Here is a 26002-nt window from a genome sequence, read left to right on the forward strand (position 1 = left end):
TCAGCTCCCACTTCGGTCGCGGCCCAGCGGCGCGACGGACGGCGTACCGGCGACCGGGTCGGGCACGACGAGGCAGCGCAGGCCGAAGACCTCGTGCACCAGCTCGGCGGTCACGATCTCGGCCGGCGGGCCCTCGGCGACGACCCGGCCGTCCTTCATGGCGATCAGGTGGGTGGCATAGCGGGCGGCGTGGTTCAGGTCGTGCAGTACGGCGACCAGGGTGTGCCCGACGTGGTGCAGGTCGGTGAACAGCTCCATCAGCTCGATCTGATGGGTGATGTCGAGGAACGTGGTCGGCTCGTCGAGCAGCATGATGTCGGTGTGCTGCGCGAGCGCCATCGCCACCCACACCCGCTGGCGCTGACCACCCGACAACTCGTCCACCAGCCGGCCGGACAGGTCGGTGACCGAGGTCTGGTCCATCGCCCGCAGTACGGCCTGCTCGTCGGCCTCGGTCCACTGCCGGACGAACCCCTGATGGGGGTACCGGCCGCGGGCCACCAGGTCGGCCACGGTGATGCCGTCGGGCGCGATCGAGCTCTGCGGCAGCAACCCGACCCGCTTCGCCACCTCCTTGGTCTTGAAGGAGTTGATGTCGGCGCCGTCGAGAACGACCTGTCCGGCCGACGGCTTCAGCAGCCGGGACAGCCCGCGGAGCAGGGTGGACTTGCCACACGCGTTCGGGCCCACGATCACGGTGAAGGACTGGTCGGGGATCGCCACCGACAGGTCCCGGGAGATGACGCGCTTGTCGTAACCGATCGTCGCGGACTCCACGTGGAGTCGTGGAGTGGGCATCGGTGCGTCTTCCGCTGCCGTCAGGCCGTCGCCGGTGGTGGTTTGGGTGCTCACAGGCGTCTCCTGGCTTCGGTGATCAGCAGCCAGCCGAGGTAGCCGCCGCCGAGGATCACGGTGACGATGCCGACCGGCAACGGGGTGGGGGCGACGTGTTGGGCGAGGTAGTCCGCCGCCAGACAGAGCAACGCGCCGACCAACGCGGCGGGCGCGAGGGTGATGCCCGCACTGCGGGTGAGCCGGCGTCCGATCTGCGGTGCGACCAGGGAGATGAACGCGATCGGGCCCGACGCGGCGGTGACCGTCGCCGTCAGCGCCACCCCCAGCACGATCAGCCCGAGCCGAGTCGGCGAGACCCGTACTCCCTGGGCGGCGGCCGCGTCGTCACCCAGCTCCAGCTGACGCATCGGCCGGCTCGACAGCGCCGCCAGCAGCAGGAGTACGCCGATGCTGGCGCCGCCGATGGCGACCTGCGTCCAGGAGACGCCGTTCAGCGACCCGGCACCCCAGGTCGCCGCGGCCATCGCCTGGTCCAGGTCGGCTTTGAGGATCAGCCAGGTGTTGGTCGAGCCGAGCATCGCCGAGATGCCGATGCCGACGATGATCAGCCGGAACCCCTGCACGCCGCGCCGGTAGGCGAGCAGGTACACGGCGATGGCTGTGGCGATCCCGCCGATCAGGGCGCCGCCGACCAACTGCCAGTAGGTGCCGTTGACGAGCAGGATCACGATCAGGGCCCCGGTGTAGGAGCCCTGGGAGAAGCCGATGATGCCGGGGTCGGCGAGCGGGTTGCGCAGCGTCGACTGGAAGATCGCCCCGCTCACCCCGAGCGCGGCGCCGAACACCACCGCCGCGGCCACGCGGGGGAGCCGCCACTCGACCACGATGTCGCGGACGAGCCCGGTGGTCTGACCGGTCAGCGCGGAGACGACCTGTCCTGGGCTGAGCTGGTACGAGCCGGTCATCAGCGCGAGCACCGCCGTACAGGCGACGGCCAGGGCGAGGACCGAGCAGATGACGACCGAGCGCCAATCGAGCCGTACGGCGAACCGCCGGCGCCGCAGGACCAGCAGCCGTCGCCCGAAGTCGACGCGGCGCGTCGGTGCGGCGTACGGATGGAGTCTGCTCACAGCCCGCTCGCCTTCTTCTGCCGCACCAACGCGATCAGCACGGGGGCGCCGACGAACGCGGTCACGATGCCGACAGGGATCTCACCGGGCCGCATCACGACCCGGCCGAGGATGTCGGAGGCCAGCAGCAGACTCGGCGCCAGCACGACGCTGTAGGCGAAGATCCAGCGCTGATCCGGGCCGACGATCCAGCGCGCGACGTGCGGGACCATCAGGCCGACGAAGCCGATCGGCCCGGCGATCGCGGTGGCGCCGCCGGCGAGCAGGGTCAGCGCGATGATCGCGAGGATCCGGGTCCGGACCAGGCGGACGCCCTGCGCGACGGCCAGCTCGTCCCCGAGGGCCATCGCGTTGAGCGGGCCCGAGATGACGAAGGCCAGGACGAGCGCGATCGCGAAGAACGGGAGGATCGGCCAGAGCAGGTCGAGCGGGCGGCTCACGATCGAGCCGGCGTTCCAGGACCGCATCGCGTCGAAGGCGTCCGGGTTGGTCAGTTCGAGGGCCGAACCGGCACCACCGAGCACCGCGCCGACGCAGACCCCGGCGAGCACCATCATCACCGGCGACTGGCCGCGCCGGGTCGACCCGAGCGCGAGCACCATCAGGGTCACGATCAGCGCTCCGCCGAACGCGAACCACATGTAGCTCTGGATGTCGCGGACGCCGAGCAGCCCGACCGCGACCGTCACCGCGAAGGAGGCGCCGGCGTTCACGCCGAGGATGCCGGGATCGGCCAGCGGGTTGCGGGTCAGGGCCTGGATCAGCGCGCCGGAGACGCCGAGCGCCGTACCGACGACCAGGCCGACGACGGTCCGCGGCAGCCGGAAGTCCCGAATCGCGAACTGGTCGATGTCCGGCGAGGGATGGAACAGAGCCTTCCACACCACGGCGGGGGAGATGGCCGTCGACCCGATCAGCACGCTCGCCACCAGCAGGACCAGCAGCACCAGGAGCGCGACGAGCAGACCGATCAGCCGACGCCGCGATCCGGACACCGTGACGGTGCCCGGATCGTCGGATCGTCGCAGGGAGAGAGTGGTCACTTCTTGGCGTCGGGGAGGGTCCCCAGTGCGCTGTCGAGCGAGTCCAGGTAGCGCAGGACGGAGCCGTAGGAGTTGTTCCCCGGGCAGAAGACGCCGAGCGCCTTGCCGGACGTCACGATCGGCAGCGCCTTCCAGGTGTTGGTGGCGACCACCGGCGCGAAGACCTCGGTCGGCTGGCCCTTGGCGTCGGCCGGGTAGGTGATCACGTCGTACTGCGACAGCTTCGACAGCTGCTCGAACGGCAGGGCCTCGTAGGCCAGCGGGTCCTTGCCGGCCGGCGCCTTCGGGAAGTTCAGGCCGATGTCGTCCTGGGCGATCTCGACGCAGCCGATGTCGGCGACGACGTACGTGCCGGGGTCGGAGTTCGAGTAGCGGTCGAGGTTGACGAACTTGGTGCTCGAGATGAGACCCGCGTAGGTCTCCTTCATCTTGGCGATCTTCGCCTCGAAGTCGCCCTTCTGCTTGGACAGCGCGTCCTTCACGTTGCCGGCCTCGGCGAGCCCCTCGGCCAGTGCCTTCCACTCGGTGTCGAGGCCCCAGAAGACGGTCGGCGCGACCGTCGTCAGCTGCTTTTCCATCTTCTTGAACTCGGCGTCGGGGATCTGGACCAGGATCAGGTCCGGCTTGAGCGCCGCGACCTTCTCGAGGTCGACCTCGTCGCCGAGGTTCGTGGCCTTCTTGAAGGTCGCCTGCTGCTCCTCCGGCAGCAGACCGAGCTCGGAGTCGGCCACCCCGGTGACGCCCACCGGCTCACCGCCCATGTCGATGAACGGCAGGTCGGTGTTGCCGATCGTGACGACCCGCTTCGGCTCGGTGGGGATCGTGATGTCGCCGTTGCCGGCCTTGACGGTGCGGGTCGCGGCGACGGTGTCACCGGTCTTGCCGTCGGCGGTGTCGTCGCCGCCGCCACAGGCCGTGAGGACGAGCGTGGCGCTCAGGATCGCGGCGGTCAGGGCCGCGCCGCGCCGTCGCAGGGGAGTCGTGGTCATGGGTCGAAATATTAGGTAACCCTTACCTAAAAAGCTAGCCGCCGTCGGTGTGATGGGACCGGATTTGGTTGCGTACCGGCCGTCGCCTAGACTGGCGGAGCTTTGAAGCGGCGCGGGGTGGAGCAGCTCGGTAGCTCGCTGGGCTCATAACCCAGAGGTCGCAGGTTCAAATCCTGCCCCCGCTACTTCGGAAGGCCCGGACCAACTGGTCCGGGCCTTCTTTTTGTCGCGTGGGGTCTGTCGGATTCGGTGCGGGTTGTTCGTAGCGTAGGTGGAGGCGGACGCGGGTCCGCCCGAGCCGAAGGAGCTGTCATGGCCCAGTACCTCCTCTACTTCAACCAGCAGTGGGTGGGCGATCACCCCGAGGAGTGGTTCGCCGCGCGCAGTGAGTTCTCGACCGCGGCGGTCGAGGAGATGAAGGCGGCCGGCGTCTACGTCTTCGCCGGTGGGCTCGAGGAACGCAGCCAGAGCTGGAGCGCGGACCCGACCCAGGGCGAAGAGGTCCTGATCACCGACGGCCCGTACGTCGAGAGCAAGGAGTTCCTCGGCGGCTTCGCGATCGTTGACGTCCCCGACGACGAGGCGGCGAAGTTCTGGGGCGCGAAGATCGCCGCGGCCTGTGGCTGGCCGCACGAGATTCGTCGCGTCTACCCGGAGCGCAAAGAGAGCTGATGCCCGGCCGGCCCGGACCGCGCTGTCCGGGCCGGTTGCGCTCACGCCGTCAGAAACCGCTCGATCCAGCGAGCGAGAGCTTCCGGTGCTTCGAGCATCGGCAGATGGCCGGTCTCGAGGGACTCGTTCCACGCCGTACCGAGGTTGGTTGCGAATCGGCGCTGCAGTCCCACCGGAAGCTCGGCGTCCTGCGTCGTCGTGAGATAGCCGCGATGCGCCGGAAAGCCTGTGTTTCGGGGCTTGTCGCGGTACAGGTGCAGCGACTCGGCCGTGAAGTCGGCGACGATCCGATCGGCCGTCTTCTCGTCGACCCGCCCGGCCACACCGCGCCGGATCGCGCTGTCCGGCGGCCGCGTCCCCGCGAGCCGCATCGCCACGCTCAACACCGCGCGCTGCGGAAACGGCATCGAGGAGACGAAGCTTCCGCCGGTCTTCGGCACCACCGCCGACGCCGCGAGCAGCGCGCTCACGCGTTCCGGCGCGACCGCCATCATCTCCGCCGCAACAGCGCCACCGCTGGAGTGCGCGACCACCGCGAACCGCTCCCACGGCGCGGACGCCAGCGCCGCTTCGGCGTACTGCCTCAGCGTCGCGCCCTCGTGCTGCGGCCGCTCCGCGACCACCGTCGGCCGGTCGAGCTCCTTACGGACGTCGTCCCAGATCCAGCTCGCCAGTCCGGCGCCACTCACCAACAGAATCGGTCCCTGTCTCATGGTCCGATTCTGGCTGGTGTCGATGTCACCCTTATGGCACCGTTTAGGGATGAATCGCACCGACCGCCTGTACGCGATCCGCGAGGAGCTCCGCCGCGCCGGCCCGCGCGGCCGGACCGCCGAGCAGCTCGCCACGACGTTCGAGATGAGCGTCCGGACCGTCAAGCGCGACATCTCGGCCCTGCAGCAGGCGGGCTTCCCGATCTGGGCCCGCACCGGCCGGATCGGCGGGTACGTCGTCGACCCGTCCGCGACGCTGCCGCCGGTCAACTTCACCGCCCCCGAAGCCGCGGCTCTCGCCGCCGCGATCGCAGCCCACCACGGCCAGCCCTTCGACCAGCAGGCCCGCGCCGCGCTCGTCAAAGTCCTTGCCGTGATGGACCCTCAGGCCCGCCATCAGGTCGACACTCTCACCGAACGCATCTGGATCGACCACCCCGAGCCGACGGCTCCACGCCACCGCAAGGCGATCGAACGCGCCCTCCAGGAACGCAAGGTCCTCTCGCTGCACTACCGCAACCGCAACGACGAGGTCTCCACCCGCCCCGTCGACCCGCAACTCCTCACCTTCACCGAAGCCCACTGGTACCTGGTCGCCCACTGCCAGAACCGCAACGCCATCCGCTGGTTCCGCCTCGACCGCATCGAGCGCGCCACGCTCACCACCCGCCCGGCCCGCGACCTCCCCGTCGAGTCCCTCGGCACTCCACCGACCACCGCGGCATCCGTCCGTACGAGAGCAGCCCTCTAAATCGCCTGGCCCACCGCGGCCATCGAGTTCTAGGCTCCGGACCAATGGACACCGCAGACTTCTACACCGGAATCGTCGTCGACGCCTACGCCAAGCTGAAGTCGTCAACCTTCGACCCCACGCCGTACGCCGACTTCGTCGCGACGGCCGGCGAACCAGCCCTCGAGATCGGCTGCGGCGACGGCGAACCGCTGCTCGCCCTCCGCCAAGCCGGCCTGAACGTCGAAGGCCTCGACTCCTCCGCCGACATGCTGCAGCGCTGCCAAGCCAACGCCGCCGCCCTCGGCCTGGAGGTCACCCTCCACCACCAACGCATGCAGGACCTCGACCTCCCACACCCCTACCGAGCGATCTACCTGGCCGGCCCGACGTTCACCCTGCTCCCGGACGACGCCACCGCCCTCCAATCCCTCCGCGGAATCCGCAACCACCTCACCCCCGACGGCCAAGCCCTGATCCCCTTCTGGATCCCCGACCCCACACCTGAGGCGGACCTCGGCGTAACCCTCGAAGCCGTCGACCCGGACGGCGCGACCCTCACCTACACGCCCCTCTCGGAAACCTACGACGAGCCCACCCGCACCCGAACCACCAAGGTCCGCTACGAACGCCACTCTCCCGACGCCCCACCAGAGTCGGCCACCCGCGACTGGATCATCCACTGGCACACAGAGGCCTCGATCCAAGCCCTGTGCACCGAAGCCGGCCTGACCGTCACCCACCTCGAGACCGACGAGGACGACTTCACCCTCACCGTCCGCCGATGATCACCGTCCTGCACCGCACCGGCCAGTGGTGCCCCGCGATCCGCACCGCCGACAACGTGATCGCGTACGACGTACCGATCCTCCCGCAGTACCAGGCCCCCGGTCGCCCGACCACCGACCGCTGCTTCGTCCTCCCCGACGAAGGCGTCCAGCTGACCAAGCCGAACACCTTCACCGGCGCGTACGAAGGCGGCTGGTACATCGACCTGATCGAGCTCGACGAGCGGGACCCGAACCGCCTGGTCGTCCACGACCTCTACGTCGACCTGCTGATCCCGCCGGGCGTCTTACGGTACGACGTACTCGACCTCGACGAGTTGGCGGACGCGTTGGAGGCCGGGACGATCGACGCGGGCGTTGCGGGCAAGGTGCTCCGCAACACCCAGCGCTTCGTCGACCGGCACCTCCGCACCCCCGGCGAGGCAGCACCGACCAGTTGGCCGGACTTCCCGCCGGCCGCGGTGATCCCGCTGCTCGACCGGCCGGCGTTCGGGTGAGAAACGCGAAGTTCAACTGAACTTTCGCTTCGTTGGCGGCACCGTGTCAGCGAAGCCTTGTGCGGGTACCAGCCGGAGGAGTTAGATGAGCGACCTTCCGCCCGCTGTTCATCCGTTAAGGAGCACCAGATGTTCGCGATCATCGCCGCTGTGATCTTCGGTCTTGCCCTGATTCTGGACTGGGCCAACGCCAGTGTCAGCGACGCGTTCACGCCGCAGACGTTGCTGATGGCCGGCCTGCTCTGCATCGCGCTGCACCTGGCCGGCGTCGGTTCGTCGTCCAAGTGGGGTCGGCGCCGCTGACCGACCGGTGCGCGCCGGTCGATCAGGGGACGACCGGCGCGTCAGGTCAGCGCGAAGGCGAGCAGGATGATGTTCGGCGTCGCCTCCATCACCGAGTTGAGCCAGAGCTTCGGTTGCGTGACGAGCATGACGCCGGCCAGGAAGATGTGCTGCGCGGCGGTGAAGACGATCAGCGCCTTGCCGGCGTCGGGATGGCTCGTGTCGAGCAGGTAGGCACCGACGAACAGCGCGACCGCCGTGGTGAGGTTGAAGAACGCGATGCTGATCCGCCACAGCCGAACCGCGGCCTCGTCCTCGGGTTCGATCAGGAACATGAAACGCAACCGCGGATGGTTGTGGAAGAACAGTTCGAGAACGCAGACGGCGACCAGGATGACGCCGATGACCACCGCGAGGACCTGCTCTGTCGTGCCCATGGTTCCCCCTTGAAGCTCGCTTCAAGGATGGTACGAGTCTCTGACTAATACAAGAGGGTGCTGGTCCGCCGTCCGCCGCGTGCCTAGGTTGGTCGCATGGACAAGAACAGCAAGATCGCGTTCCTCGGCCTCGGATCGATGGGCGCCCCGATGGCCCGGCGCGTGGCCGAGGCCGGCTATCCGCTGACGGTGTGGAACCGATCCGCCGGCAAGTCCGACGGCTTCGCCGACGTCGCCGGTACGTCGGGCCAGGCGGTCAGCGATGCCGACGTGGTGATCACGATGCTGTCCGACCCAGCCGCCGTCCGCGAGGTCGTCGGCGCGATCGCGAACGAGCTGAAGCCCAGCGCCGTACTGATCGACGCGTCGACCATCGGCCCGGAAGCCGTCCACGAGATCGCCGCCCTGCTCCCCGCCGGCATCACCCTGGTCGACGCCCCCGTGATGGGCAGCGTCGACAAAGCCGCCGCCGGCGAGCTCAACCTCCTCGTGGGCGGCGACGCCGACGAGGTCATGCCGCTCCTCGAGCTCTTCGGATCAGTACGCCGTACCGGCGCGGTCGGCACCGGCGCCGCCCTGAAGATCGTCATGATCAACGCCATCGTCAACGGCGTCGCCCTGGTAGCAGAGGCGTACCAGCTCGCCGACGCCTACGGCCTCCCCGAGGACCTGATCAAGCAGTCCCTCGCCACCTCACCCCTGGCCGGCCTCGCAACCCGAGCCGCGGCCGGGAACGCCTTCTACCAGGTCAAACTCGCCGCCAAGGACGTCGACCTCGCAGCCCGCGCCGGCGACCTCCCCATCGCCCGAGCAGTCCACGACCGCCTCACGTCGTACCCCGAACCCTCCGACGAGGACATCGCCCACCTCGTCAAGCACTTCCGCAGTTGACCTCAACCAAACTTCAACTCCGAGGATCGTCCCATGGACATCACCGGAACGATCCCGAGCCAGGACGACGTCGACCAGATCCTCGCCCTGCTGACCACCGTCGACCACGCCCAGCGCACCGAGGATCCCGACGCCTTCCTCGAGGTCTTCCGCGAGGACGCCCTCTGGGTCACCGGCCACGGCAAACGCCTCTACGGCCGCCCCACCATCGAAGCCTTCACCCGCCAGGTCCTCCCCGGCGCCACCACCGAGTCCTACGCGACGTACGAACCGGACCACCTCCTCTTCGTCCGCCCCGACATCGCCGTCCTCAACGTCAACCAGACCTACATCCACCGCACCGGCCACCTCGACCGAGGCACCCCCGTCTACGTCCTCGCCAAGGACAACAACACCTGGCGCATCGCCGCCGCGCAGAACACGATCGTCGTTGCGGAATAGCAGGGGAGATCCTCAGGTCTGAACCATCGTGCACAGTCACCCCGAGTGGTAGGCATGAAGGGCCCGCGCACTTCAGTCCGGGCAACGACGAATCGCCACCGGGGGGCCGAGGCACGGAGACCAATCGCGAGCGCATCCTCCGGGCAATCCGGTCCCGAGCCATGCCAATGGATGACGACGAACTGTCGAAGGTGACCGGGATCAGTCCGCGGCAGGCGGTGAACCAGATCTGCCGGCAGTTGGCCGCGGACGGCGTCATCCGTCGAGGTACCGGCCCGCGCGGCAAGCTGGTGAGCTGGGTCGAGGAGTCCACGGCCGACTCGGCGCCGGTAGCCAACGAGACTGCGGTGGGCAACGGGATTGTGGCGGTCGAGCCTGCCGCCCTGGTCCCGGAGCCGGGGAGCTCGGGGGAGCAGCGGATGGCTGAGGCGGTGATGCTGCGCGAGTTGAGCAGCCTGCTCGGCGTGCCGCTGGCGCCTGCGCGCATCCTGCATCCGAGTGGGACACGGGTCGAGGTGGACGGGGTGAGCCCTGATCGGTCCGTGTTGGCCGAGTGCTGGGCTCATCAGGGAACGGCCAAGGTGGCTCAGAAGTACAAGTTGATGACGACGCGGTGAAGCTGCACTGGATCGCTCAATCACTACCGATGTCGGCGACCCGCCGGCTGGTGCTCTGCGTGAGCGACGAGCTCGCGGTCAAGCATCTCCGGGGACGTTCTTGGCAGGGGCAGGCGATCCGTGAGCTCGGGGTGGAGATCTGCGTGGTGCGGATCCCGGATGACGTCGCGGGGTCGATCCGGGCAGCGCAGGTTCGGCAGTTCCGGTGAGCTGGGTCAGCGCTTGACGGCTAGTTCGCCGAGTTCGGACCACTCGTTCTGGTCGAGTTTGAAGTTGACGATGCGCGGGGTCTCGACGAGGTGGGGTGGGAGGGACGTCTGGGCGGTCTTGAAGTGGTCCGAGGTGACGTGGGCGGTGGCTGCTTCGTCGTCGGCGAAGGCCTCGACGAGAACGTACTCCGTGGGGTCGTCGACCGAGCGCGACCAGTCGAACCAGAGGCAGCCGGGCTCGTTGCGGGTGGCGGCGGTGAAGTCGGCGGTGATGGTGGGCCAGTTGTCGGCGTCGTCGGGCAGGACACGGAACTTCGCGGTGATGAAGATCATGGATGGGATGTTACCGACGCACGCGCGCTAGCGAGAGCGCTCGACCGGCCCAGTCGTTGCCGGTGTGCGGGGTGGTGCCGCCGACGAGGTCGCATGGGGCTGAGGAGGGCGCGCGGGCCGAGCTTGTCCGCAGCAGCCGGCGCTACCCGGGTCGGACAGCTTGCCCCAGATCGGGGTGGACACGGTGGTGGCGAGCTGTCCGCGCGTCCTGCCCCGCTCGACCACTCCGCCGCCGGATGGAACGTCAGGGCGCGGCAACTGGTGTGCGGCTGGATGCGGTAGCTCCTTGCTCCACCGGAGCTGGCGCTGCCGTCGGGCGTCCTGCCACTCTGCCGCTGGATGGAACGTCAGGCGTGGCAACTGGTGTGCGGCTGGATGCGGTAGCTCCTTGCTCCACCGGAGCTGGCGCTGCCGTCGGGCGTCCTGCCACTCTGCCGCCGGATGGAACGTCAAGCGCGGCCACTGGTGTGCGGCTGGATGCGGTAGCTCCTTGCTAGGTCAGAAGCCGAGTTGTTGACGGATCGTCGCGAGAGTGTGCGCCGACTCCAGCGTGTGCTCGGTGTCGGCAGCCGCCACCGCCTGCGCGAGCGCATCCGTGACGACGATCGACGTCAGGACCTCGGCGGTGATACCAGTGACCGTGTTGGGGACGTGCATGGCGACCGTGACGTCGCCGGCCAGGCGTTCGGCGACTTTCTGTTCGCTGAGCAGGATGATGTGGGCGCCGACCGCGCGGGAGCGGGCGATGACGGCTTCGGCGTCCAGGATCAGGCGGCCGGGGGCGATCACGACGACGACGTCGCCGTGCTGGATGGCGAGCAGGTCGTCGGCGAGGCGGAAGCCTGAGGTGGTGATCGCGCGAGCCGGGCGGCCGAGGCGGCGGAGTTTCAGGGTGAGGTGCTCGGCGGCGACGTAGTTCGCGCCGAAGCCGTACGAGACGATCTCACGCGCGTCGAGCAGGAGGCGGACCGCTTCGGCGTACGCGTCCAGCGGGAAGCCTTCGTTGAGGAACTCGATCCGCTCGACGGCCTCGGTGATCACCTTGTCCCAGACGTGCTTGGGGTCGCCGCCGGTGGAGGTGATCCGGTCTCGAAGCCGCTGCTCGCGCTGCGCGGTGCCGAACGGGGACGCGACCTTGTCCTTCAGCTCGGCCAGGCCCTTGTACCCGAGCGCCTGCAGCGTCCGGATCACGGTCGCGTTGCTGGTCCGGCTCTCCACGCCCAGGTCGGCCGCGGACAGGTAGAGCAGCCGCTCCGGCGAGATCTCCGACAGTGACCGGCAGACGGCCTGTGCGGCCGGGGTGAACTCGTCCCAATGGTCACGAATTCGCATCCGCAGCTCCGCGATCGCCGGATTCTTTGCCGTAACCCCTGTTACCTCATCGGTCATCTGTGTATCATCCGATCCCATCGAGCCTGTAACGAACCGTTCAAAAGACGGTCCCCTGTAATGCCATGGTAAGTCCCCACAAGGAGTTCCGTCCTGATGAGGATCATCGAGGTGTCGAGTCCGTCGGCCTATGATCGCGGACTGCAGTACGGTCGCGCAGCCGCCGACCTGGTCGCGGCGTCGATCGACTACTACCGCGCCGCGTTCGAGCAGCAGCTCGGCCGCACCTGGACCGAGGTCCAGACCCTGTCCGCGCCGTGGGAACGACTGATCGGCACCGACTTCCCCGAACTGTACGAGGAGATGCGGGGCATCGCGGCCGGATCGGGTGTCGCCGTCCGCGAGATCGTCGTGCTGAACTGCCGCGGCGAGATCGTGTACGACGCCGCCGTGTACCGGAAGACCACCGACGAGGTCCCGGACGGCTGCACCTCCTTCTCGCTGACCGGCGAGGCGGCGGCCGACGGCCACGTCTACGCCGGCCAGAACTGGGACTGGCGGCACGCGGTCAAGGACACCGTCGTGGTCCTCAAGGTGGTCCAGCCGCCCAAACCCACCATCATCATCCAGACCGAGGCCGGCCAGATCGGCCGGCACGGTGCCAGCAGCAACGGCTTCGCCCTGAACGCGAACGGCCTCGGCGGCCGTTTCGACGAGACGGTCGGCGTACCGCAGACGGTGATCCGCCGGCTCGTCCTGGACTCGACCACCATCTCCGACGCGCTCAAGGTGCTGATCCGCACCAAGGCGCACATCGCGAGCAACGCGCTGCTGACCGACCGATCCGGTTTCAGCATCGACCTCGAGACGACTCCCGGCGCCCACGGCTGGGAGTACCCGGCCGCCGACGGGTTGCTTGTGCACGGCAACCACTACCAGGCGTTCGTGCCGCCGCAGCTGGCGGCACAGCACCGCCCGATGTCTCCCGACTCCCTGCTCCGGGTGCCGCAGGCCCGGAAGGGGCTGAAGGAGGCAGCGCGTACGACCGACGTACCGAAAGCAGTCCGCACCGCGATGTCGGACCACCTGGGGCAGCCCGACTCGCTCTGTGCCCATCCCGACGACCGGCTCGGCCCGCTGAGCCAATGGTCGACCGTGCTGTCCAGCCTGGTCGATCTCACCACCGGCGACTACCGCGTCGCAGCAGGCACCCCGTGCGAGCACGACTACGAGCTCGTGCCCTTCAATCTTTACGACTAGGAGTACCCATGTCCGCCACCTCCTTGAAGAGGTTCACCACCGGTACGGCGCTGGCCGCGGCCGGCCTGCTCGTCGCCGCGGGCTGTGGTGACGGCAGCAGCCCCGCGCAGTCGCCGGCCCTGGACCAGATCAAGCTGGTCAACAGCACCCCGGCCGCGGCCGGGCAGCTCGACAAGGCGATCTGGTTCATGCCGAAGGAGCCGCGCTCCCTCGACCTGGACAACGACGCGGCGAACTCGCAGAGCGACCTGATCCTGTCCAACGTCTGCGACCGGCTGCTGCAGCTGCAGCCCGACCTGACCCTGAAGCCGGGGCTGGCCGAGAAGTACGTGTGGAAGGACGCGACCACGCTGGTCTTCACGATCCGCCAGGGCGTCACCTTCCACGACGGTACGCCGATGACGGCGGACGACGTGCTGTGGAGCCTGGACCGGCACCGCGCCGACGGCGCCGCCGAGTCCGACGAGTACGTGAACGTGACCGGCGTCAGCAAGACCGGCCCGAACGAGGTGACGGTCAAGTTCAAGCAGTCCGACGCGGTGTTCGTCGAGGCGATCGCCGGCGACGCCGGCGTCGTCCTGAGCAAGAAGGGTGTCGAGGCGCAGGGCAGCAAGTACGGCACGCCGAGCGGGACCGACGCCTGCACCGGGCCGTTCCAGCTCAAGGAGTGGCAGTCCGGCAAGTCGATCACGCTGACCAAGGCGCCGAACTTCTGGAACAAGGAGAAGGCGGCCAAGACCGACGAGATCACCTTCAAGTGGGGCAGCGACGATGTCATCGTCAACTCCCTGAAGACCGGTGAGGCGACCGGCTCGTACCTGGAGAACCTGTCGTCGGCGACCCAGCTGGCCTCCGGCGGCACCACCACCGTCAGCCAGGGCCCGGACACCCGGGTCTGGAACATGATGATCACCGACCGCGGCGGTCTCGGCGACGTCCGGCTGCGCAAGGCGCTGGCGATGTCGATCGACCGGGAGGGGATCGCCAAGGCGGCCTTCTCCGGGCTCGGCCAGCCGTGGAAGGAGCCGGTCGGTTCCGGTGCCTGGGGCTACGAGAAGGACAAGTTCAAGTCGGCGTACGACGCCCTGCAGGGCCTGCCCTCGAAGCCCGCGCAGAGCGACCTCGACGCCGCCAAGAAGCTGGTCGGCGAGGTCGGCCAGACCCAGCCGCTGATCATCGCCAGCGACGGCTCGCCGGTCCGCAACGTGATCGCGAACGCGTTCGTCGACGCCGCCCAGAAGATCGGGCTGAAGGCCTCGATCACGCAGATCCCGACCGCGCAGTACGACCCGTACGACGAGGCGATCCGCAAGAGCGTCGACGTGCTGACCGACGACTACTTCATCTCCAAGAACGACCCGGTCGGCTTCTACAAGAACGGCGCCAGCACCTCGACGGTGCAGTGGCTGCTCAACGACCCGGCGTACGACGAGCTGGTGAACAAGGGCCGTGGTGCCCTGGACGACGGTGCCCGCGCCGACATCGCGATCCAGCTGGCCCAGAAGTGGGCCGAGGCGATGCCGTGGATCCCGGTGGTGGACAGCCCGAGCACGGTGGCGCTGTCGTCGAAGGTGACCGGTGTCCCGGCCAGCGGCTGCTACCGCTACTCGCCGTGGGCCGCCGACCTCGGGACCAAGGGGGCCTGACCGATGGTCGCACTGCGGCGCCTCGGCGCGATGGTGCTCACCCTGGTGATCAGCTCGTTCGTGATCTTCGCCGGGATGTACGCAGCGCCCGGTGACCCGGTCGCGTTCCTGATCGGCAACCCGGAGAACATGACACCGGAGCGGATCGCCGCGGTGCGGGCCGAGTACCACCTGGACCAGTCGTTCCTGCAGCAGTACCTGATCTGGGCCAAGGACCTGCTGCACGGCGACTTCGGTTCGTCGTTCGTCTACCAGTTGCCGGTCACCGATCTGCTCGGCAGCCGGCTGCCGGTCACCCTGTCCCTGGTCGCGTACGCCGGGGTGCTGTTCATCGTGATCGGTGTCCTGCTCGGCGTGGTCTCCGCGCTGCGCAAGGGCACCGCGCTCGACGCGCTGATCACCGGCGTCACCACCTTCGCCACCTCGATCCCGAACTTCGTGGTCGCGGTGGTGCTGATCTCGGTGTTCGCGGTGAAACTGCGCTGGTTCTCGGTGTCGGGTCCGGGCGAGGGGTTCCTCGGCCGGATCCACCACCTCACCCTGCCGGCCATCGCGCTCGCCCTCGGGGCGATCGCGGTGGTCAGCCGGGTCACCCGGCAGACGATGGTCGAGCAGCAGAGTCTCGACCACGTCGAGGCGGCCCGGTCGTACGGTCTCGCGTCCCGGAAGACCGTCACCCGGCACGTGCTGCGCAACTCCCTCGGCCCGATCGTGACGATGTGCGGGCTGATCCTGGCCGGCATGCTGGCCGGCACGGTCGTGGTCGAGGGGGTCTTCGGGCTGAACGGGATCGGCAGCCTGCTGGTGGAGGCGATCAACACCCACGACTTCCCGGTGGTGCAGGCCATCCTGCTCTACATGGTGATCGCCTACATGGCCGTCACCGTGATCGTCGACCTGATCTATCCGTTGCTCGATGCAAGGGTTCTGGCCAGGAGCACCTCATGACCGTTGACCTGTCCGCGCCCGTCCTGACTGCGACGGCGACCCGCCGCCGTCAGGAGTGGCCCTTCTACCTCAGCGCCGGCGTGCTGGCGCTGGCGGTGATCGCCGCGGTGTTCGCGCCGCTGGTGTCACCGTTCGACCCGTCGCAGACCGACTTCAGCGCGCTCTGGCAGCCGCCGAGCGCGACGCACTGGCTGGGTACCGACCAGCTGGGCCGCGACATCCTGTCGCGGATCATCCACGGTGCCCGGCCGAGTCTGCTCGGCGCGATCGCGCTGCTCGCGGTCGCGACCGTGATGGGTGTGCTGATCGGCATCACCGCCGCCTGGAAGGGCGGCTGGGTCGACACGGCGCTGAGCCGGGTGACCGACGTGATGTTCGCCTTCCCGGGCCTGCTGTTCGTCGTACTGGTGATCGCGGTGTTCGACCGCGGTCAGCTCACCTCGGTGCTCGGCATGGCGCTGGCCTACGCGCCCGCGATCGCGAAGTTCACCCGCGCGATCGCGCTGGAGGAGATGGCCCGCCCGTACGTCGACGCCTACCGGCTGCAAGGAGTCGGTGGGGCCGTCCTGTGCGGCAAGTACCTGCTGCCGAACCTGATGCCCACACTCGTCGGCTACCTGGTCGTGCTGTTCGGCGAGGGCCTGATGAGTCTGGCCTCGCTGAACTTCCTCGGCTTCGGCTCGCAGCCGCCGAGCTCGGAGTGGGGCCTGATGGTGCAGGAAGGCCGGACCGGTGTCATCCAGGGCATCGTCGGCCCGGCCCTGATCCCCGGTCTGACGATCGCGATCGTGGTGGTCGCGACCAATGTCATCGGCGTCCGGCTGGCCGACAAGCTGGCGGTGAGGAAATGAGCATGCTGCTCGAGATCGAGGACCTGACGCTGCGGGTCCCGACGGTGGAGATCCTGCGCGGGATCTCGCTGCAGGTCGCGACCGGTGAGACGGTCGGGCTGGTCGGTGAGTCCGGGTCGGGCAAGTCGACGACCGCCCGCGCCGCGCTCCGGCTGTTCCCGGACGAGGCGCAGGCCGGCGGCCGGGTCAGCGTCGGGGGAGTGGACGTGCTGTCCGCCGACGACGCGACCGTGCAGAACATCCGCGCGAACGACGCCGCGATGATCTTCCAGGCCCCTCGTACGGCGCTCAACCCGGTCCGCCGGATCGGCGACTCGGCCACCGAGCGGCTGGTCCAGGTACACGGGCTGAACAAGAAGGCCGCGCGGTCCAAGCTGCTCACGCTGTTCGAGCACGTCGGCCTGCGTGACCCGGAGTCGCTGCTGCGCAAGTACCCGCACCAGCTGTCCGGCGGGATGCTGCAGCGGGTCGTGATCGCGGCGGCGCTGAGCATCGACCCGAAGCTCCTGCTGGCCGACGAGGCGACGAGCGCTCTGGACGTGACGACGCAGGCCGAGGTGCTTGCCCTGCTCAAGCGGTTGCGCGGCGAGCGGGACCTCGGCGTCCTGTTCATCACCCACGACCTGCACCTGGCGGCGGCGTACTGCGACCGGGTGTACGTGATGCGGGAAGGGCTGATCGTCGACCACCAGCCGGGGGCGACGATCTTCGAGAACCCGACCAACGAGTACACCCGGCAGCTGTCGGAGGCCGTCCCGACGCTGCCCGAGCAGGACGAGGTGGTGACCCGATGAGCGTGCTCGCGGTCGACAAGCTCTGTAAGACCTTCCACGGCAAACGCGGCGCCGCTCCCGTCGTCGCGGCCCGGGACATCAGCTTCTCCGTCGAGGCCGGCGGTTCGCTCGGTGTCGTCGGGGAGTCCGGCTCCGGCAAGACCACCGTCGCCCGGATGCTGGTCGGGCTGTCCAGTCCTGATCAGGGCACGGTCACGGTCGACGGCCGGGAGACCAAGGCGTTCGAGCGCGGCAAGGCCGCCCGGCTGCGGCGCGCCCGCGAGATCCAGATGGTCTTCCAGGACCCCTACACCTCGCTCGACCGCCGGCTCAGCGTCGAGTCGTGCCTGCGCGACGTACTGAACCGGCACCGGCCGGACCTGGCCAAGGCGGCCGTCGCCGCCGAGGTCGGCAACCTGCTCGACCAGGTCGGGCTCGCGTCGAAGCTCGCCGCGTCCCGGCCGCACGAGCTCAGCGGCGGCCAGCGGCAGCGGGTCGCGATCGCGCGGGCGCTCGCCGTACGGCCGAAGGTGCTGGTCCTCGACGAGGCGGTCTCCGCGCTCGACGTCTCCGTCCAGGCCAAGATCCTGGCCTTGCTCAACGAGATCCGCGACGCGCTCGGGATCGCGCTGGTCTTCGTCAGCCACGACCTCGCGGTGGTCGGTGAGGTCACCGACCACATCCTGGTGATGTACCGCGGCGACGACGTCGAGCAGAACGCCACCGCCGAGCTGCTCCGCCGGCCCCGGCACCCCTACACCCAGATGCTGCTCTCCTCGGCCCCCGCGCCCGGCTGGCAGCCGGAACGCGTGGCCGAACTGCGGGCCGCATTCGCACTCACCGAAGGACGTTCATGACCGACACCCAGCAGGTCGCCCCTACCGCTGCGTTCTACCAGCGCGGGTCGATCCCGATCTTCGCCTCCCAGGCCGACCCGCGGCTGCACTACCTGCTCTACGTGCCCAAGCAGCTGCAGGACGACGACCGGGCGCCGCTGCTGGTGGTCCAGCACGGGACCGCGCGGACCGCGGCGAAGTACCGCGACAACCTCAAGGACTTCGCCGACGAGTACGGCGTGGTGATCCTGACGCCGATCTTCCCGGCCGGGCTGATCGACCCCAACGACCTGCACAACTTCAAGTTCATCGAGTACGAGGGCATCCGCTTCGACCACATGCTGCTGTCGATCGTCGACGAGGTGGCCGAGCGGTTCCCGGTGGCGGCGGACAAGTTCTACCTGCACGGGTTCTCCGGCGGCGGGCAGTTCACGCACCGGTTCCTGTACCTGCACCCGGACCGGCTCGCGGCGGCCTCGATCGGGGCGCCGGGCCGGATCACCCAGCTCGACGACACGCTGGAGTGGTGGCTGGGGACGAAGGGGTTCGAGCAGAAGTTCGGGCAGAAGATCGACTTCGACGCGCTGCGCCGGGTGCCGATCCAGATGGTGGTCGGCACCGAGGACGTCGAGACCTGGGAGATCAACAACCCCGGCGAGTCGAACTGGATGGACGGCGTCGAGAAGACCGGCAGCACCCGCATCGAGCGGCTCCGCACCCTGGAGCGCAACTACCGCTCCCACGGCCTCGACGTCACCTTCGACATGGTCGACGGCGCCGCTCACTCCGGCAGCGCGATGCTCCCCACGGTCACCCGCTGGATGGCCGGCCTGCTGGCGGCCAAGGCCTGATCCGTACGACGTACTGACGTCCCGCCCCGCTCAGCCGGCGGTGCACCCGGTCCCTGCCCTGGGTGCACCGCCCCGCCCCACTGCTCCTGGCGCCGCGCTCACGCGGCGGCCCGGGCCCGGTTCTGCTCGGCCCACACCGCCCGCCGCAACTTCGCCTTGTCCGGGTACCCGGCGGCCTGCCCGATCACGTACACGTCGTGACTGCGCATGTTCACCATCGCCGCCACGTACCAGACCGGGTTCCCCTCGGCCAGCATGCTGACGATCATCTGGTTGGCGCTGTTCCCGTTCATGCTGACCCTCTCCCTTGTTTTTCGCTCTCACTGGTACGTCGGACCAGAACTCCCGAAATCGACATCGGGGGGAGGAGAATCTTCGAGCGGGGCCGGACAACGCTGCTCGTCGTCGGACAAGGCGAACCTCCGGACCTCCAGGTCAAACGTTGTCAAGGCAAACATCGACCGTTGGGCGCACCGATCGACCGCTCAGCGGACAGGGTTACGAGAATCGCCGTCTCGATTCCGGTCTGACCCTTCGGAGGCGATAGATTCGAGGTCCCCCCCACGTGTGGAGGTCCCACTCCCCCCGGGACCCGCACGGGCGAGTGCCCCGATCCAAGGTCGGGGCACTCGTTTTTTCAGCTGCTGCCGCTGCGCCGGTAGAGCAGCGACGCGAACGTCACCGAGAAGACCAGCAGGCCGCCGCACCACGCGAGCGCGATCCAGCCGCTGCTGCCCAGCGGCGTACCGGTCAGGAAGCTGCGCACGGTCTCGATCACCGGCGTGATCGGCTGGTGCTCGCTGATCGGGCGGAGCCAGCCCGGCATCGTCTCGGGCGGCACGAACGCGCTGCTCAGGTACGGCAGGAACAGCATGAAGAAGCTCAGCGTGCTCGCCGACTCGACCGTCTTCGCGATCACGCCGAGCCCGGCCGCGAGCCAGGACAGCGCGATCACGTACAGCGCGAGCAGGCCGATCGCGCCCAGCCATTCCAGCGGTGTTGCGTTCGGCCGAAAGCCCATCGCCAGCGCCGCGAGCAGCACGATCGCGGTCGACGCCGCGTTCCGGACCACGCTCGCGGTGACGTGCCCGGTCAGCACCGCGAAACTGCGCACCGGCAACGAGCGGAGCCGGTCGATCATGCCCTTCGTCATGTCGTCGGCGACCGCCATCGCGGTGTTCGAGGCGCCGTACCCGGTGGTCAGCAGCAGGATCCCGGGCACCACGTAGTTGATGTACGCCGTACCGGTCTCGATCGCGCCGCCGAACACGTAGACGAACAGCATCATCATCAGCAACGGCAGCAGGATCGACACGAACAGGGTGTCCACGTTGCGCCGGCTGAGCCGGATGCTGCGGTCGATCATCGTCGCGGTGTCGCTCAGCGCGGCCGCGAACCCCTCGTGGCTCATGCGGTCTCCTTGGCGGTCAGGGTGAGGAACACATCGTCGAGCGTCGGCCGGTGCGACGAGACACGCTGGGGTTGCAGACCCTGCGCCCGCAGATCGTCCAGTACGGCGTGCAGGTGCGCGGCCGTCCCGTCCGACGGCAGGTTCACCAGTACGCCGTCCGCGAGGCCGTTCAGCGCCTGCGCCGTCTTCTGCGCGTCGACCGGGTCGGTGAAATAGAGCTCGATCCGCTCGCCGCCGACCTGGCTCTTGAGTGCGTCCGCGGTCCCGGCCGCGGTGATCCGGCCGTGGTCGAGCAGCACGATCCGGTCGGCCAGGCGGTCGGCCTCCTCGAGGTACTGGGTGGTGAGCAGGATCGTGGTCCCGTCCCGGACCAGTTCGCCGATCGCCTCCCACATGGTCAGCCGGCTGGCCGGGTCGAGCCCGGTGGTCGGCTCGTCCAGGAAGATCACCCGCGGCCGGCCGATCAGGCTCATCGCGAGGTCGAGGCGGCGGCGCATGCCGCCGGAGTACGTCTTCACCCGGCGGTCCATCGCGTCGGTGAGGCCGAAGCGTTCGAGCAGGTCTTGGGTCCGCTGCCTCGCTTGGCCGCGGCCGAGATGCATCAGGCGGCCGACCATGACGAGGTTCTCGCGCCCGGTCTGGTTGTCGTCGACCGCGGCGTACTGGCCGGTCAGGCTGATCACGCCGCGGACCTTGGCCGCCGCGTGCACCACGTCGTACCCGGCGATGGACGCGGTGCCGGCGGTCGGGCGGGTGAGCGTGGTCAGGATCCGCACGGTGGTGGTCTTGCCGGCGCCGTTCGGGCCGAGCAGGGCGAGCACTTCGCCCTCTTCTACTTCCAGGTCGACCCCGCTCAACACCTCGGTACTGCCGTACGTCTTGGTCAGGCCGGTCGCCTCGACGATCATGATCATCCCCTTACTGCGTATCATCTACGCTAATTAGCGTAGCAGGTACGCAGTAGTCGTTTCTAGACTGGCGAGGTGGAGATGAGCGAGCTGCCCGCGGACGTGGTGCTGATGTGGGGGCTGAAGGACACCGCCCGGCGCGGCCCGAAGCCGTCGCTGACCGTCGACGACATCACCCAGGCCGCGATCGAGCTCGCCGACGCCGAGGGCCTGGCCGCGGTCTCGATGGCCCGCGTCGCCGAACGCCTCGGCAACTCGACGATGGCGCTCTACCGGCACGTGAAGAGCAAGGACGACCTGCTCACGCTGATGTCGGACGCCGCCTTGGAGCACCCCGAACCGATGCCGGAAGGCGTCGACTGGCGCACCGGCCTGACGTTCTGGGCCGACAACGTCCTGACCGTGACGCGCCGGCACACCTGGTACTCACAGCTCACTTTGTCGGGTCCGCCCACCGGCCCGAAGAACCTGGCCTGGTTCGACTCCGCGCTGTCCGTTCTGGCCGACACCGGTCTGTCCGAGGAGGGCAAGGTCGGTGTGGTGATGGGCCTGCTCACCTACGTCCACGGTCAGATCCGCCTGTCCCTCGACCTCGCCGCAGGCTTCGCCGACAAGCCCGAGCTCTTCAGCCGGTACGGCGCGGTCCTGAAGGCCGTCGTCGATCCCCAGCGCCTCCCTGCCCTGGCTCGAGTCCTCGCCGCGGGGGTTTTCGACACCGAGATCACCTACGAAGAGTCCGACAACGAGGACTTCGACTTCGGCCTGCAGCTCTACCTGGACGGCGTCGCGGGTTTCATCGAGCGCACCTGCGGCTAGAGCTGAAGGATCGCGTCCGCCGACGGTTTGGTGGCGGCGATCAGCTGCGCGTTGTGCTCGTCCGAGCCGAACGTGCGCGCGTGTGCTTCCTCAGGTGAGCGCCCGAAGCGGCGATGACGGGCTTCGAGGCGGGAATGGCGGACCTTGTCGGGGAGGTCGATGTACCAGACCTCGTCGATGAGTGAGCGACCAGTTGCCCACGGCTCCTGATCGAGGAGCAAGTAGTTGCCTTCGGTCACCACCAGGTCGATCTCCGGCCCGACGCCGATGCTCGCGGCGATCGAGTCCTCGAGCCGGCGGTCGAAGCGTGGCGCCCAGACCGTCGTCCCGTCGCGCTCCTTCAGCCGGCGCAGCAGCGCCACGAACCCACCGGCGTCGAACGTCTGCGGCGCCCCCTTCACCTCCGCCTGCCCGAGCGCCTCCAGCGCCGACTGCGCGAGGTGGTACCCGTCCATCGGCACCAGCGCGACCCGCACCCCGTCCGCGCTGAGTTCGGCGACCAGGCGTTCGGCGTACGTCGACTTACCGGCAGCAGGAGCGCCCGTGATGCCGAGGATCGCGCGCTCAGGTGACGAGGCCAGCTCGGCGGCGCGGTGGCGGGCGGCGAGCGGGTCGAGGGAGCGCATCCCCAGATCCTAGATCCGGCCGCCGGGCGCGGGGGGACTTTGCGCAACGAGTTGAGCTGTGACACTCCGGTTGGTCCGTGGCGTCGAACAGTGCAGAGGCGGACAGAACGTTTTCGGGCGGTCGTTACGTCTTTGTCTACAAGGGATGCCGATCAACCGACCCGGAGGTGCGCTGTGCTCGCCACGACTCTGAGTCCAACTCGACAAGCCCGGCTGACAGTAGGAGCTGTCGACGCCGCGACGTACCTGGCCGCCGGTGATCTGTACGGCGGCCGGAGCTTCCTGCAGAACCCGTCCTGGGCGCAGGTCAAGCCCGACTGGCGCCCGGAGCTGCTCGCCTGGCGTGACGCCGACGGCGAGATCGTCGGTACGGCGCTGGTGCTGCACCGCGGCGTTCCCGGCGTACGGCGGTCGTTCGCGTACCTGCCGGAGGGCCCGGACATCGACTGGACCGACCCGGCGCTCGACCGCTGGCTGACGCCGCTGATCGAGCATCTCGTCGAGGGTGGCGCGTTCGCCGTACGGCTCGGTCCGCCGCCGGCGCTCCGACGGTGGAAGGCTGCGACGCTGAAGACCGCAGCCGGTCCGTCGCTGCGGATCGGGGACGTGTTGCCCGATCTCGTCGAGCCGGTCGGGTCGTCGGTGAGCGACCGGCTGCGGTCGCTCGGCTGGGCGCGCTGCGAGGACGGCGGCGACGCTCAGCCGCGGTTCGTCTTCCAGGTTCCGCTGCCCTCGCTGGACGGCGTGCTGACCGCGATGAACAGCGAGTGGCAACGAAACCTGAAGAAATCAGTGCGATCCGGCATCGAAACGCGGATAGGTGCCGAGGGCGACTTACCGGCGTTCTACCAGTTGCTCCAGACAACTGAGCAGCGCAACGGCTTCCGGCTCGGGCGGACGCTCGGCTACTACCAGCGCCAGTACCGCGCGCTCAACGCCGAAGCGCCCGGCCGGATGCGGCTGTACCTGGCGTCGTACGACGGCGAGGTGCTCGCCGCGCACACGATGAACGTGGTCGGGCGCCGGGTCTGGTACCAGACGGGTGCGTCGGCGAGCCATCGTCGCGACGTACGACCGAGTCATGCGTTGCAGTGGCGGATGATGCAGGACGCCTTCAAGCACGGTGCCGCGTACTACGACATGCGGGGGATCTCGGACTGTCTCGATCCGGAGCGGCGCGAGTACGGGCTGCTGCGGTGGAAGCTCGGGACCGGTGGGGATGTGGTCGAGACGCTGGGGGAGTGGGAGCTGACGCTGCCTGGGGTGGTCAACCAGACGTTGCATCATGCAATGCGGCGTTACCGGGCGCGGTGAGCCTTGATTGCCACGTCGACGATGTCCGCACGCGGCTCGCTGAGGTCGAGGTCGAGCGGCTTCCACTCCGCGAAGTCCGTGGAGCCGCCGACCTCGAGCGTGCCGAGGGTGCCGCCGGTGATCGTCGCGCGGTAGACGACACGAACCGACTTGAACGGCAGCGGCCGGTCCGGCTCGCTCGGCGCGGTGAACGAGTGCACGACCAGCGGCTCGTGCAGCACCACGTCGTACCCGGTCTCCTCGAGCACCTCGCGAACGACAGCCTGCTCGACGGTCTCGTCGTACTCGACCCCGCCGCCCGGCAGCGACCAGCACGGCGCGTCGCGCTTGGTGCCGTTGAACCAGGTGAGCAGGATCCGGCCGCTGTCGTCCACGATCACCGCGTACGCCGCCAGCCGCGTGTGGTACTCCGTGAAGTGCATCCGGTCATCGTAGGACGGCGCCCAGGTAGCCGTCGGGCCGGACGAGCAGCTCGTCACCCTCGTCGGCGTCGTAGTGGAGGAACGCCTCGGGAGAGGCGTACGCGGTGCCGGTCGGGTTGCCCCGGACAACGTCCACGGTGTGCGGGTGGTTGCTCGGAGCATCGGGTGCGAACCGGAGCAGCGTCTCGTGCGGCCCGCGGAACAGCTCGAAGAGCCGTGTCCGCTTGCCCTCAGCATCGACCATCGGTGAGTCCGGCGCCCGGTCGCCGGTGGTGAGCCGCGCGGGATCGCCCGGGTCCCGGTAGCTGATGTCGAGCTGCTGGGTGTCCCGGCCGCGCTCGTGCGCGCCCTCGTCGCCGTCCTGGTACTTCTTCATGATCCCGGTGCTGATCCCCAGCACCCGCTCGGCGTTGGTCCGCCGCTCGGTCTCGTACGACGCCAGCAGCTCCTCGTTGCCGCTGGCAAGCTTCCAGCCGAGGTTGTACGCGTCCTGGACGCCGGTGTTCAGCCCTTGACCGCCGGTCGGCGGGTGCACGTGCGCGGCGTCGCCGGCCAGGAACACGCGGCCGTCGCGGAACCGCTCGGCGAGCCGGATGTTCGGCCGCCAGATCGTCGACCAGGTCAGATCGCGGAGCTTGGCGACGCCTGGTCCGGCGTACCGGTCGACGAGCTCCTGCAGGGTCTCCAGGGTCGGGTCGAGCTGGTCGTCGTCGAGCGGCGTCCCGAACTGGAACTGGTCGCCGCCGGACAGCGGGGTCATGATCACGCCACTCATCGGGTTGGTGCCCTGGGCGAACCAGTAGCCGAAATCGTGGTCGAGCCCGTCGGCCGCGACGTCGCCGAGCAGCATCCGGACCGACTCGTCGGTGACGCCGGTGAACGGGATGCCGAGCACCTTGCGGACGGTGCTGCGGCCGCCGTCGGCGCCGACCAGGTGGTCGACGGTGACGATCTCGCCGGTGGACAACGTCGCTGTTACCTGGTCCTCATCTTGGGTGAAGGTGTCGAGGCCGGTACTGAGTTCCACCTGGACGCCGTACTCGGCGAGCTTGGCGCGCAGGATCGCCTCGGTCCTCGACTGACCGAGCATCAGCGCGTTGGGGTACGGCGAGTCGGCGGTCGGCTCGACGATCGGCGCCATCCGGCGCTCCTGGATGAACTTCCCGTCGATCACGACCTTCATGGCCGGCGCGGGGATTCCCTGAGCGAGCACCTCGTCGAGCACGCCGAGGTCCTCGAACACCTCCATCGTCCGCGGCTGCAGGCCGTCGCCACGGGAGCCCTCGAAGTAGCCGGTGGCCTGATCGACCACGCGGACGGCGATCCCGCGCCGAGCCAGGTCGATGCCGAGGACGAGCCCGGTGGGGCCGGCGCCGGCGATCAGTACGTTCATGTCTTCTCCGCTTCGCTGAATTATGATTCACTGAATCTGAATTCAGTGTGC

Annotated in this window: 32 protein-coding genes and 1 tRNA gene; 19 read left to right on the forward strand and 14 right to left on the reverse strand. The window is 68.8% G+C overall.

Annotation, left to right across the window (positions count from 1 at the left end; translation table 11 throughout):
• The 4 genes from ACZ6Z4_RS25215 to ACZ6Z4_RS25230 are packed head-to-tail and all read right to left on the reverse strand — an operon-like array spanning position 1 to position 3957.
• Positions 1-798, reverse strand: a complete 798-nt coding sequence (locus ACZ6Z4_RS25215) for an ABC transporter ATP-binding protein (RefSeq protein WP_465569273.1) — start codon at positions 796-798, stop codon at positions 1-3.
• Positions 799-848: 50 nt separating this feature from the next.
• Positions 849-1925 (reverse strand): FecCD family ABC transporter permease, encoded by a 1077-nt coding sequence (locus ACZ6Z4_RS25220; protein WP_465569095.1) that lies wholly within the window; start codon positions 1923-1925, stop codon positions 849-851.
• Entirely contained in the window at positions 1922-2968 is a 1047-nt protein-coding gene (locus ACZ6Z4_RS25225) for a FecCD family ABC transporter permease (RefSeq protein ID WP_465569097.1), read from the reverse strand. Before ACZ6Z4_RS25225 ends, ACZ6Z4_RS25220 begins: the two co-directional genes overlap by 4 nt.
• On the reverse strand, positions 2965-3957 hold the full coding sequence (locus tag ACZ6Z4_RS25230) for an ABC transporter substrate-binding protein (RefSeq protein ID WP_465569100.1): 993 nt from the start codon (positions 3955-3957) through the stop codon (positions 2965-2967). The genes ACZ6Z4_RS25225 and ACZ6Z4_RS25230 overlap by 4 nt, the downstream gene beginning before the upstream one ends.
• Before the next feature lie 111 nt (positions 3958-4068).
• Here ACZ6Z4_RS25230 and ACZ6Z4_RS25235 point away from each other — a divergent pair.
• Together ACZ6Z4_RS25235 and ACZ6Z4_RS25240 are read left to right on the forward strand one after the other, a co-directional pair.
• Positions 4069-4142: transfer RNA gene (locus ACZ6Z4_RS25235), tRNA-Met, on the forward strand.
• A 127-nt stretch (positions 4143-4269) separates the two neighbouring features.
• Entirely contained in the window at positions 4270-4629 is a 360-nt protein-coding gene (locus tag ACZ6Z4_RS25240; protein ID WP_465569102.1) for a YciI family protein, read from the forward strand.
• A 41-nt stretch (positions 4630-4670) separates the two neighbouring features.
• On the opposite strand, the gene ACZ6Z4_RS25245 is transcribed toward ACZ6Z4_RS25240, so the two are convergent.
• Positions 4671-5342, reverse strand: coding sequence for an alpha/beta fold hydrolase (locus ACZ6Z4_RS25245; protein WP_465569104.1), 672 nt, complete (start codon positions 5340-5342; stop codon positions 4671-4673).
• A 49-nt stretch (positions 5343-5391) separates the two neighbouring features.
• Here ACZ6Z4_RS25245 and ACZ6Z4_RS25250 point away from each other — a divergent pair, with 49 nt between their 5' ends.
• From ACZ6Z4_RS25250 to ACZ6Z4_RS25265, 4 genes are all read left to right on the forward strand, one after another.
• Positions 5392-6093: a helix-turn-helix transcriptional regulator gene (locus ACZ6Z4_RS25250; RefSeq protein ID WP_465569106.1), complete on the forward strand. Its 702-nt coding sequence runs from the start codon at positions 5392-5394 to the stop codon at positions 6091-6093.
• A 44-nt stretch (positions 6094-6137) separates the two neighbouring features.
• Positions 6138-6860: a class I SAM-dependent methyltransferase gene (locus tag ACZ6Z4_RS25255; RefSeq protein WP_465569108.1), complete on the forward strand. Its 723-nt coding sequence runs from the start codon at positions 6138-6140 to the stop codon at positions 6858-6860.
• Positions 6857-7357 (forward strand): DUF402 domain-containing protein, encoded by a 501-nt coding sequence (locus ACZ6Z4_RS25260; protein ID WP_465569110.1) that lies wholly within the window; start codon positions 6857-6859, stop codon positions 7355-7357. The genes ACZ6Z4_RS25255 and ACZ6Z4_RS25260 overlap by 4 nt, the downstream gene beginning before the upstream one ends.
• Before the next feature lie 129 nt (positions 7358-7486).
• Complete coding sequence (locus tag ACZ6Z4_RS25265; RefSeq protein WP_363665055.1) at positions 7487-7660, forward strand: hypothetical protein; 174 nt, start codon at positions 7487-7489, stop codon at positions 7658-7660.
• Positions 7661-7701: 41 nt separating this feature from the next.
• Here the strand turns inward: ACZ6Z4_RS25265 and ACZ6Z4_RS25270 are convergent, their stop codons facing one another.
• Positions 7702-8076, reverse strand: a complete 375-nt coding sequence (locus ACZ6Z4_RS25270; protein WP_465569113.1) for a DUF1304 family protein — start codon at positions 8074-8076, stop codon at positions 7702-7704.
• Between the two features lie 96 nt (positions 8077-8172).
• On the opposite strand from ACZ6Z4_RS25270, the gene ACZ6Z4_RS25275 reads away from it, so the two are divergent.
• The 4 genes from ACZ6Z4_RS25275 to ACZ6Z4_RS25290 all read left to right on the forward strand — a co-directional run bounded on the left by ACZ6Z4_RS25275 (position 8173) and on the right by ACZ6Z4_RS25290 (position 10234).
• Positions 8173-8967: an NAD(P)-dependent oxidoreductase gene (locus ACZ6Z4_RS25275; protein ID WP_465569115.1), complete on the forward strand. Its 795-nt coding sequence runs from the start codon at positions 8173-8175 to the stop codon at positions 8965-8967.
• 33 nt (positions 8968-9000) lie between these two features.
• Positions 9001-9408 carry an SgcJ/EcaC family oxidoreductase gene (locus tag ACZ6Z4_RS25280; RefSeq protein ID WP_465569117.1) on the forward strand — a complete coding sequence of 136 codons (408 nt, stop codon included), beginning with the start codon at positions 9001-9003 and terminating at the stop codon, positions 9406-9408.
• Between the two features lie 167 nt (positions 9409-9575).
• Complete coding sequence (locus tag ACZ6Z4_RS25285) at positions 9576-10025, forward strand: hypothetical protein (protein WP_465569119.1); 450 nt, start codon at positions 9576-9578, stop codon at positions 10023-10025.
• Positions 10022-10234 (forward strand): hypothetical protein, encoded by a 213-nt coding sequence (locus ACZ6Z4_RS25290; RefSeq protein WP_465569121.1) that lies wholly within the window; start codon positions 10022-10024, stop codon positions 10232-10234. The genes ACZ6Z4_RS25285 and ACZ6Z4_RS25290 overlap by 4 nt, the downstream gene beginning before the upstream one ends.
• A gap of 6 nt (positions 10235-10240) precedes the next feature.
• Here the strand turns inward: ACZ6Z4_RS25290 and ACZ6Z4_RS25295 are convergent, their stop codons facing one another.
• Together ACZ6Z4_RS25295 and ACZ6Z4_RS25300 are read right to left on the reverse strand one after the other, a co-directional pair.
• Positions 10241-10567, reverse strand: a complete 327-nt coding sequence (locus tag ACZ6Z4_RS25295) for a putative quinol monooxygenase (RefSeq protein ID WP_465569123.1) — start codon at positions 10565-10567, stop codon at positions 10241-10243.
• 498 nt (positions 10568-11065) lie between these two features.
• On the reverse strand, positions 11066-11899 hold the full coding sequence (locus tag ACZ6Z4_RS25300; RefSeq protein WP_465569125.1) for a MurR/RpiR family transcriptional regulator: 834 nt from the start codon (positions 11897-11899) through the stop codon (positions 11066-11068).
• Between the two features lie 153 nt (positions 11900-12052).
• Between ACZ6Z4_RS25300 and ACZ6Z4_RS25305 the strand changes: the two genes are divergently transcribed.
• The 7 genes from ACZ6Z4_RS25305 to ACZ6Z4_RS25335 are packed head-to-tail and all read left to right on the forward strand — an operon-like array spanning position 12053 to position 19061.
• Entirely contained in the window at positions 12053-13156 is a 1104-nt protein-coding gene (locus ACZ6Z4_RS25305) for a C45 family autoproteolytic acyltransferase/hydolase (protein WP_465569127.1), read from the forward strand.
• Between the two features lie 8 nt (positions 13157-13164).
• Positions 13165-14802, forward strand: a complete 1638-nt coding sequence (locus tag ACZ6Z4_RS25310; protein ID WP_465569129.1) for an ABC transporter substrate-binding protein — start codon at positions 13165-13167, stop codon at positions 14800-14802.
• Positions 14803-14805: 3 nt separating this feature from the next.
• Complete coding sequence (locus tag ACZ6Z4_RS25315) at positions 14806-15750, forward strand: ABC transporter permease (RefSeq protein WP_465569131.1); 945 nt, start codon at positions 14806-14808, stop codon at positions 15748-15750.
• The gene (locus ACZ6Z4_RS25320) at positions 15747-16601 is read left to right on the forward strand and encodes an ABC transporter permease (RefSeq protein ID WP_465569133.1); all 855 of its coding nucleotides are present in this window, start codon (positions 15747-15749) and stop codon (positions 16599-16601) included. The genes ACZ6Z4_RS25315 and ACZ6Z4_RS25320 overlap by 4 nt, the downstream gene beginning before the upstream one ends.
• Positions 16598-17395, forward strand: coding sequence for an ABC transporter ATP-binding protein (locus ACZ6Z4_RS25325; protein ID WP_465569135.1), 798 nt, complete (start codon positions 16598-16600; stop codon positions 17393-17395). Before ACZ6Z4_RS25320 ends, ACZ6Z4_RS25325 begins: the two co-directional genes overlap by 4 nt.
• Positions 17392-18231: an ABC transporter ATP-binding protein gene (locus ACZ6Z4_RS25330; RefSeq protein WP_465569137.1), complete on the forward strand. Its 840-nt coding sequence runs from the start codon at positions 17392-17394 to the stop codon at positions 18229-18231. Before ACZ6Z4_RS25325 ends, ACZ6Z4_RS25330 begins: the two co-directional genes overlap by 4 nt.
• Entirely contained in the window at positions 18228-19061 is an 834-nt protein-coding gene (locus ACZ6Z4_RS25335) for an alpha/beta hydrolase family protein (protein ID WP_465569139.1), read from the forward strand. The genes ACZ6Z4_RS25330 and ACZ6Z4_RS25335 overlap by 4 nt, the downstream gene beginning before the upstream one ends.
• Before the next feature lie 98 nt (positions 19062-19159).
• Here the strand turns inward: ACZ6Z4_RS25335 and ACZ6Z4_RS25340 are convergent, their stop codons facing one another.
• From ACZ6Z4_RS25340 to ACZ6Z4_RS25350, 3 genes are all read right to left on the reverse strand, one after another.
• A complete protein-coding gene (locus ACZ6Z4_RS25340; protein WP_465569141.1) occupies positions 19160-19354 on the reverse strand; it encodes a hypothetical protein in 195 nt (64 codons plus the stop codon).
• Positions 19355-19698: 344 nt separating this feature from the next.
• A complete protein-coding gene (locus ACZ6Z4_RS25345; protein WP_465569143.1) occupies positions 19699-20472 on the reverse strand; it encodes an ABC transporter permease in 774 nt (257 codons plus the stop codon).
• Positions 20469-21404, reverse strand: coding sequence for an ATP-binding cassette domain-containing protein (locus tag ACZ6Z4_RS25350; RefSeq protein WP_465569145.1), 936 nt, complete (start codon positions 21402-21404; stop codon positions 20469-20471). Before ACZ6Z4_RS25350 ends, ACZ6Z4_RS25345 begins: the two co-directional genes overlap by 4 nt.
• A gap of 57 nt (positions 21405-21461) precedes the next feature.
• On the opposite strand from ACZ6Z4_RS25350, the gene ACZ6Z4_RS25355 reads away from it, so the two are divergent.
• Positions 21462-22196, forward strand: coding sequence for a TetR/AcrR family transcriptional regulator (locus tag ACZ6Z4_RS25355; protein ID WP_465569275.1), 735 nt, complete (start codon positions 21462-21464; stop codon positions 22194-22196).
• On the opposite strand, the gene ACZ6Z4_RS25360 is transcribed toward ACZ6Z4_RS25355, so the two are convergent.
• A complete protein-coding gene (locus tag ACZ6Z4_RS25360; RefSeq protein ID WP_465569147.1) occupies positions 22193-22822 on the reverse strand; it encodes a nucleoside/nucleotide kinase family protein in 630 nt (209 codons plus the stop codon). The two genes, ACZ6Z4_RS25355 and ACZ6Z4_RS25360, sit on opposite strands and share 4 nt — an antisense overlap.
• 174 nt (positions 22823-22996) lie before the next feature.
• On the opposite strand from ACZ6Z4_RS25360, the gene ACZ6Z4_RS25365 reads away from it, so the two are divergent.
• Positions 22997-24136 (forward strand): lipid II:glycine glycyltransferase FemX, encoded by a 1140-nt coding sequence (locus ACZ6Z4_RS25365; protein WP_465569149.1) that lies wholly within the window; start codon positions 22997-22999, stop codon positions 24134-24136.
• Here ACZ6Z4_RS25365 and ACZ6Z4_RS25370 read toward each other — a convergent pair.
• Together ACZ6Z4_RS25370 and ACZ6Z4_RS25375 are read right to left on the reverse strand one after the other, a co-directional pair.
• Positions 24121-24558, reverse strand: coding sequence for an NUDIX hydrolase (locus ACZ6Z4_RS25370; RefSeq protein WP_465569151.1), 438 nt, complete (start codon positions 24556-24558; stop codon positions 24121-24123). The two genes, ACZ6Z4_RS25365 and ACZ6Z4_RS25370, sit on opposite strands and share 16 nt — an antisense overlap.
• 4 nt (positions 24559-24562) lie before the next feature.
• The gene (locus ACZ6Z4_RS25375; protein ID WP_465569153.1) at positions 24563-25951 is read right to left on the reverse strand and encodes an FAD-dependent monooxygenase; all 1389 of its coding nucleotides are present in this window, start codon (positions 25949-25951) and stop codon (positions 24563-24565) included.
• Positions 25952-26002 lie beyond the last annotated feature (51 nt).

The organism is Kribbella sp. NPDC104740, assembly GCF_055583505.1.

Excerpts from the sequence above, each read along its gene's own strand:
- ACZ6Z4_RS25215 (WP_465569273.1), bottom strand. The coding sequence starts at position 798 with ATGCCCACTCCACGACTCCACGTGGAGTCCGCGACGATCGGTTACGAC.
- ACZ6Z4_RS25230 (WP_465569100.1), bottom strand. The coding sequence starts at position 3,957 with ATGACCACGACTCCCCTGCGACGGCGCGGCGCGGCCCTGACCGCCGCG.
- ACZ6Z4_RS25240 (WP_465569102.1), top strand. The coding sequence starts at position 4,270 with ATGGCCCAGTACCTCCTCTACTTCAACCAGCAGTGGGTGGGCGATCAC.
- ACZ6Z4_RS25245 (WP_465569104.1), bottom strand. The coding sequence starts at position 5,342 with ATGAGACAGGGACCGATTCTGTTGGTGAGTGGCGCCGGACTGGCGAGC.
- ACZ6Z4_RS25250 (WP_465569106.1), top strand. The coding sequence starts at position 5,392 with ATGAATCGCACCGACCGCCTGTACGCGATCCGCGAGGAGCTCCGCCGC.
- ACZ6Z4_RS25255 (WP_465569108.1), top strand. The coding sequence starts at position 6,138 with ATGGACACCGCAGACTTCTACACCGGAATCGTCGTCGACGCCTACGCC.
- ACZ6Z4_RS25260 (WP_465569110.1), top strand. The coding sequence starts at position 6,857 with ATGATCACCGTCCTGCACCGCACCGGCCAGTGGTGCCCCGCGATCCGC.
- ACZ6Z4_RS25265 (WP_363665055.1), top strand. The coding sequence starts at position 7,487 with ATGTTCGCGATCATCGCCGCTGTGATCTTCGGTCTTGCCCTGATTCTG.
- ACZ6Z4_RS25270 (WP_465569113.1), bottom strand. The coding sequence starts at position 8,076 with ATGGGCACGACAGAGCAGGTCCTCGCGGTGGTCATCGGCGTCATCCTG.
- ACZ6Z4_RS25275 (WP_465569115.1), top strand. The coding sequence starts at position 8,173 with ATGGACAAGAACAGCAAGATCGCGTTCCTCGGCCTCGGATCGATGGGC.
- ACZ6Z4_RS25280 (WP_465569117.1), top strand. The coding sequence starts at position 9,001 with ATGGACATCACCGGAACGATCCCGAGCCAGGACGACGTCGACCAGATC.
- ACZ6Z4_RS25285 (WP_465569119.1), top strand. The coding sequence starts at position 9,576 with ATGGATGACGACGAACTGTCGAAGGTGACCGGGATCAGTCCGCGGCAG.
- ACZ6Z4_RS25295 (WP_465569123.1), bottom strand. The coding sequence starts at position 10,567 with ATGATCTTCATCACCGCGAAGTTCCGTGTCCTGCCCGACGACGCCGAC.
- ACZ6Z4_RS25300 (WP_465569125.1), bottom strand. The coding sequence starts at position 11,899 with ATGCGAATTCGTGACCATTGGGACGAGTTCACCCCGGCCGCACAGGCC.
- ACZ6Z4_RS25305 (WP_465569127.1), top strand. The coding sequence starts at position 12,053 with ATGAGGATCATCGAGGTGTCGAGTCCGTCGGCCTATGATCGCGGACTG.
- ACZ6Z4_RS25310 (WP_465569129.1), top strand. The coding sequence starts at position 13,165 with ATGTCCGCCACCTCCTTGAAGAGGTTCACCACCGGTACGGCGCTGGCC.
- ACZ6Z4_RS25315 (WP_465569131.1), top strand. The coding sequence starts at position 14,806 with ATGGTCGCACTGCGGCGCCTCGGCGCGATGGTGCTCACCCTGGTGATC.
- ACZ6Z4_RS25320 (WP_465569133.1), top strand. The coding sequence starts at position 15,747 with ATGACCGTTGACCTGTCCGCGCCCGTCCTGACTGCGACGGCGACCCGC.
- ACZ6Z4_RS25325 (WP_465569135.1), top strand. The coding sequence starts at position 16,598 with ATGAGCATGCTGCTCGAGATCGAGGACCTGACGCTGCGGGTCCCGACG.
- ACZ6Z4_RS25330 (WP_465569137.1), top strand. The coding sequence starts at position 17,392 with ATGAGCGTGCTCGCGGTCGACAAGCTCTGTAAGACCTTCCACGGCAAA.
- ACZ6Z4_RS25335 (WP_465569139.1), top strand. The coding sequence starts at position 18,228 with ATGACCGACACCCAGCAGGTCGCCCCTACCGCTGCGTTCTACCAGCGC.
- ACZ6Z4_RS25340 (WP_465569141.1), bottom strand. The coding sequence starts at position 19,354 with ATGAACGGGAACAGCGCCAACCAGATGATCGTCAGCATGCTGGCCGAG.
- ACZ6Z4_RS25345 (WP_465569143.1), bottom strand. The coding sequence starts at position 20,472 with ATGAGCCACGAGGGGTTCGCGGCCGCGCTGAGCGACACCGCGACGATG.
- ACZ6Z4_RS25350 (WP_465569145.1), bottom strand. The coding sequence starts at position 21,404 with ATGATACGCAGTAAGGGGATGATCATGATCGTCGAGGCGACCGGCCTG.
- ACZ6Z4_RS25355 (WP_465569275.1), top strand. The coding sequence starts at position 21,462 with ATGAGCGAGCTGCCCGCGGACGTGGTGCTGATGTGGGGGCTGAAGGAC.
- ACZ6Z4_RS25360 (WP_465569147.1), bottom strand. The coding sequence starts at position 22,822 with ATGCGCTCCCTCGACCCGCTCGCCGCCCGCCACCGCGCCGCCGAGCTG.
- ACZ6Z4_RS25370 (WP_465569151.1), bottom strand. The coding sequence starts at position 24,558 with ATGCACTTCACGGAGTACCACACGCGGCTGGCGGCGTACGCGGTGATC.
- ACZ6Z4_RS25375 (WP_465569153.1), bottom strand. The coding sequence starts at position 25,951 with ATGAACGTACTGATCGCCGGCGCCGGCCCCACCGGGCTCGTCCTCGGC.